The organism is Bacillus sp. AFS001701 (genome assembly GCF_002559405.1).
Classification (GTDB): Bacteria; Bacillota; Bacilli; order Bacillales; family Bacillaceae_G; genus Gottfriedia.
The window spans coordinates 1-4,531 of sequence record NZ_NTZO01000471.1 but is presented as its reverse complement, the minus strand read 5'-3'; the positions used below and the strand labels follow the sequence as shown (position 1 = coordinate 4,531).

Sequence of the window (4,531 nt, the reverse complement as noted above, 5' to 3'; positions counted from 1 at the left end):
ATGTATAAATAGTAAAACCCTACTTAGAAAAAATTAAACTAATTTAATTTTTAAGTTATAATAGGAGAAAAAAAGGTGGGAAATTTATGCCTCAATTATTAATTAAAGGGATTTCAACTGATGATATTTGCAAAATTAGTAAGTCATTAATCGAAGAACTCGCCGAGGTTTGTGAATGTGGAACTGATAATTTTACAATTGATTGTATCCATTCAACTGCAATTTTTAATGGTGAAATTGTAGAAAGCTTTCCATTCATTGAAGTAAAGTGGTTTGAACGTGGCGGTGAAACTAGAGATCGTTTCGCGGCTACAATCGAAAAACATATTCACTCTTTGACCATTCCTGAATTTGAAATTGCTTTTATTACATATCAAGAAGATTGTTATTATATAAATGGGAAGAAATTTTCATAATGATATTTCCATATAATTTAGGTCAGCGTAGCAGCTGACCTTTTTTTTTGGAAAAATCCATATTTCCGGGGCATGTGTACCTATAGGACGATGTCATTTCGGGACATTTCAACTATGTGGACAAATATACAAACTAAAAAAAATGGTCAACTGACTAAGTACATGATTAGTAAAATTGAATATTAGTATATTAATCGGACAAGTAGGACACAAAAAAATGCTACCGATTAGAGGAAGGTGAATCAAAATGAATTTTGAAATTGCAATGACAGCATTTGTTTTCATTATGACAATGGCTGTCATATTCTGGAGACCAAAAGGAATTCATGAAGCATGGCCTGCTTCAATTGGGGCTATCATCATTCTAGTAACTGGAATTGTTAGTCGCCACGATTTATATGACATTATAACGAAAATCGGTGGAGCTTCAATCACTATTATAGCAACAATTGTTATGGCTGTTATTTTAGAAAGCTTCGGGTTCTTTCATTGGTCAGCAGCTCGATTAGTTACATTGGCCAAAGGTTCGGGTTATCGGTTATATTGGTACATTCAATTACTATGTTTTTTAATGACATTACTTTTTAATAATGATGGTAGTATCCTAATTACAACACCTATACTAATAATTCTTTTAAAAAATCTACGTTTAAAACCACATCAACAAATACCCTACCTATTATCTGGTGCTTTAATTGCCACTGCTTCAAGTGCTCCAATAGGCGTAAGTAATATCGTAAATTTAATAGGTTTAAAAATCGTACACATGCCACTTTATATGCAACCTTTAATGATGTTTGTACCTACAATGTTAGGCTTATTATTTATGTCGCTTATGATGTATTTCGTACTAAAAAGTAAATTTCCAGAAGTGTTACCTGCTTCAACAAATGATATTGAAGAATCCTTTTTTATTAAAAATTTTCATCCTTTAAAAAGTAAAATCTCTGTTGAAACAAAAAGAAAAAGAACAAAGTTTATGCTTAAAATATTAACTTTTGTATTTGTTATGAGATGTTTACTGTTTGTTGCATCGTTTATTTCAATTCCAATTGAAATTGTTGCAGTACTTGGTTCTCTCATTTTGCTTATATGGAGATGGTACCATTTAAGAACAAATCCTGTAGATATCTTAAAAAAGACACCTTGGCAAATTCTTTTATTTGCATTCTCAATGTATGTAATTATTTACGGACTTCACAATGCTGGTCTAACTGATTTTATTGTAAAAGAAATTGAACCAATCGTTAATCAAGGGCTTTTTAATGCCACTTTGGCAATGGGTGGATTAGTAAGTGTATTGTCAAATCTTTTTAACAATCACCCTGCCCTTATGATTGGCACAATTAGCCTAACTGAAATGGGACTAGATCCAGTGACACTAAAAGCAATCTATCTTGCTAATATAGTTGGTAGTGATATAGGCTCGCTATTGTTACCTATTGGAACATTAGCATCATTAATTTGGATGCACATTTTAAAGGAAAATAAAATTAAAGTAAAATGGAAAGATTATTTAAGTGTCACTATAATTGTGATCCCATTAACAACAATTATTTCATTAATACTATTATTTTATTGGATACAATTATTTTTTTCTTAATTTAATTACCCTTTAGGAGGAGATCTACATGAGTGATGTATCTACATTACTTGGAGAACAAGTCTCTGTAAGATTATCTGGAGATGTCGTATTCGAAGGAATTCTTACTGATTTAGGACAAGATATTTTAGTGCTTTTTAACGGCATAAAATATTATTATATCCCTTGGATGCATATCCATATGGTATATCAAAATAATGATTTAAAAGAAAAAATAAATAACCCTAATGAACCATCCATTACACAGGAAATGGAGACAATTTCATATCGTAAAATTTTACTAAATGCTAAAGGAATATTTTCAGAAATCTATGTAACTGGTAATATAACTTTTCATGGTTTTATTATGAACGTTTTAAATGATTATCTTGTATTTTACTCACCTGTATTTCATACAATGTATATTTCATTATCACATTTAAAATGGATCACACCATATAACCATAGAGTGGTACCATATAATTTAACAAATGAGACACTAGCAGTACATCCACCTACTATTCCTTTACACAGGTCTTTAGAAATTCAGCTTAGAAAAGAAATTGGAAAGCTTGTTATTTTTGATGGTGGAACAGATCCAATGAAGATTGGGCTTTTAAATAAGGTAGATAATAATCAAATAGAACTTTCCGTTGCGAGTGGACAAAATGTTTATCTAAAACTGGGACATATAAAATCTGTACACTTACCTTAGCTGGATACAACCTTTGATACAAAATGTATTTAAGGTTTTTTTTTTGAAAAAGCAGCGATTCAACCTATCCCTTGCTTGACCTTAAAAATATAATGCGTCTTAAGTAAAAAAAGCCCCATGCTATGTTTGGGGCTCTTAATCTTCTAATCTTTATTTACGTAAATAGAACCATTTCTCGTTTTAACATTAAGTTCATGTTCGCCACTTCCAACCATCGCCTTATTTGTATGATTTTCATCTTTATTTTTCATTTTCCATCCAATATTACCATTAAAACTACCATCATTTGTTTCTGCATTGATTGTGAGATTGTTATCCTTTAGTAGATCGATTTGAATTTCACCATCATCAGAAGAAATTTTACTATTACCATTTAATAATGCATCCTCAACATTAATTGCACCATTATTTGTTTTTGCGTTAATTTTCCCTTTAAAATCACTTAAGTTAATTTCTCCATCATAAGTCGTTATTTCACTTGTTCCATCTATATTGGCATGTTCAATCGAAATGCTACCATCTCTTGTAGTAGAATTTAAATAACCAGAAATATTTTTGATTGTAATTTCACCATCATACGTTGCAATTTCACTATCACTATTTAAATTTGCATTCGTTAAGCTGATTGAACCATTTCTAGTTTTTGCAACTAAGTTTCCAGTTACATTCTCAATATTGATTTGACCGTCATTTGAATTTATTACTGTTTTATTTTCTTTATTTAATAAATTTACAGAGCCATTTTTTACGTTTATATTCGTTAAAATACTTTTAGGTAAATCAATATTTAGTTGGGATCTGTCATGATCAAAGTTGAAAATCTGATTGTCATCATTACGAATCTCGATAATCATTTTATCCCCAACTGTTTTTACTGAATAATAATCAGATGCTTTTTCACTGTCTTTTTTATCACGATCCGGAACACTTATATTACCATTTACATTTACCGCACTAGAATCAGTTCCATTTACACTGATTTCACTATTATTAGCTTTAATAATAACTTCATTAATTGATGAAGTTATCGTTTTCGAATCATTTATTTCAATACTTTTTGATTTGAATGTATAACCAATTTCTTTGATAAATAAGTGACCAATACTAAATAGTAATGAAACACCCATCATTAAAATAAGTAAAAAAATACTAAATCCATGAAAACGAAGTGAGTCTTCTTTTCTTACTATATTGAATAGTAATATTTCAACTCCTAATAAAATACAAGCAACTGGCCATGCATTAATTAGAAGCTTCGAATAAGGAATTGAAATAAAATTTTGTAAAAACCAAAGTAAACCAATTGCAATTAATATTATTCCCGCTGTTATAGTGCCAACTTTCCAATTCCTCATACTTCTTTTTTCGACTTTCCAGTTAATAATTTAATACCAAGTCCAACAAAAACAATACTGATAAGTAGATTTTGGACTAAATTATAGTCAATAAAGATATTGTAATGTCTAGAAATATAATCAGAAGCGTTCTCTAATATAGATAAGCAACCAAAACCAATTAATACCCAACCAATTAAAAACTTATTAAATTTAAATTGATGATTTACGATTGGCTTATCTACTAATTCAATGTCCTCACGATATTTACTATGATATTGAAGCGCATCAAAGTAGCTATAAAATACGATGACTGGTATAAAAAATCCAAAGCTTGAAATTAAATGTGTTAAAAATACTGTACCGAAAAATAACAGCATAAACTGCAATCCTCGACTCATTAATCCTAAATAAAAATGGCCTAGACCAGGTAAGATTGATAATAAATATACTAATTTTTTACGTTTTTTCAAAGTTTGTACGT

At 29.7% G+C, this 4,531-nt stretch carries 4 protein-coding genes and 1 pseudogene; 3 read left to right on the top strand and 2 right to left on the bottom strand.

The features are described 5' to 3' along the window. The first annotated feature begins 86 nt into the window (after positions 1-86). The 3 genes from CN514_RS21260 to CN514_RS21250 all read left to right on the top strand — a co-directional run bounded on the left by CN514_RS21260 (position 87) and on the right by CN514_RS21250 (position 2,713). Positions 87-416, top strand: coding sequence for a DUF1904 family protein (locus CN514_RS21260; RefSeq protein WP_098234292.1), 330 nt, complete (start codon positions 87-89; stop codon positions 414-416). Positions 417-663: 247 nt separating this feature from the next. Then, the gene (locus tag CN514_RS21255) at positions 664-2,019 is read left to right on the top strand and encodes an arsenic transporter (RefSeq protein WP_098234291.1); all 1,356 of its coding nucleotides are present in this window, start codon (positions 664-666) and stop codon (positions 2,017-2,019) included. A gap of 28 nt (positions 2,020-2,047) precedes the next feature. Further along, positions 2,048-2,713, top strand: a complete 666-nt coding sequence (locus CN514_RS21250; RefSeq protein WP_098234290.1) for a DUF2642 domain-containing protein — start codon at positions 2,048-2,050, stop codon at positions 2,711-2,713. 143 nt (positions 2,714-2,856) lie between these two features. On the opposite strand, the gene CN514_RS21245 is transcribed toward CN514_RS21250, so the two are convergent. Next, a complete protein-coding gene (locus tag CN514_RS21245; RefSeq protein ID WP_098234289.1) occupies positions 2,857-4,068 on the bottom strand; it encodes a DUF4097 family beta strand repeat-containing protein in 1,212 nt (403 codons plus the stop codon). Then, positions 4,065-4,531: pseudogene (locus CN514_RS25930) on the bottom strand (hypothetical protein); the annotation flags it as partial. The pseudogene CN514_RS25930 and the gene CN514_RS21245, both read right to left, overlap by 4 nt.

Bases quoted from the DNA above. Each gene is read 5' to 3' on its own strand.
- CN514_RS21260 (WP_098234292.1), top strand. From the start codon at position 87: ATGCCTCAATTATTAATTAAAGGGATTTCAACTGATGATATTTGCAAA.
- CN514_RS21245 (WP_098234289.1), bottom strand. From the start codon at position 4,068: ATGAGGAATTGGAAAGTTGGCACTATAACAGCGGGAATAATATTAATT.
- CN514_RS21255 (WP_098234291.1), top strand. From the start codon at position 664: ATGAATTTTGAAATTGCAATGACAGCATTTGTTTTCATTATGACAATG.
- CN514_RS21250 (WP_098234290.1), top strand. From the start codon at position 2,048: ATGAGTGATGTATCTACATTACTTGGAGAACAAGTCTCTGTAAGATTA.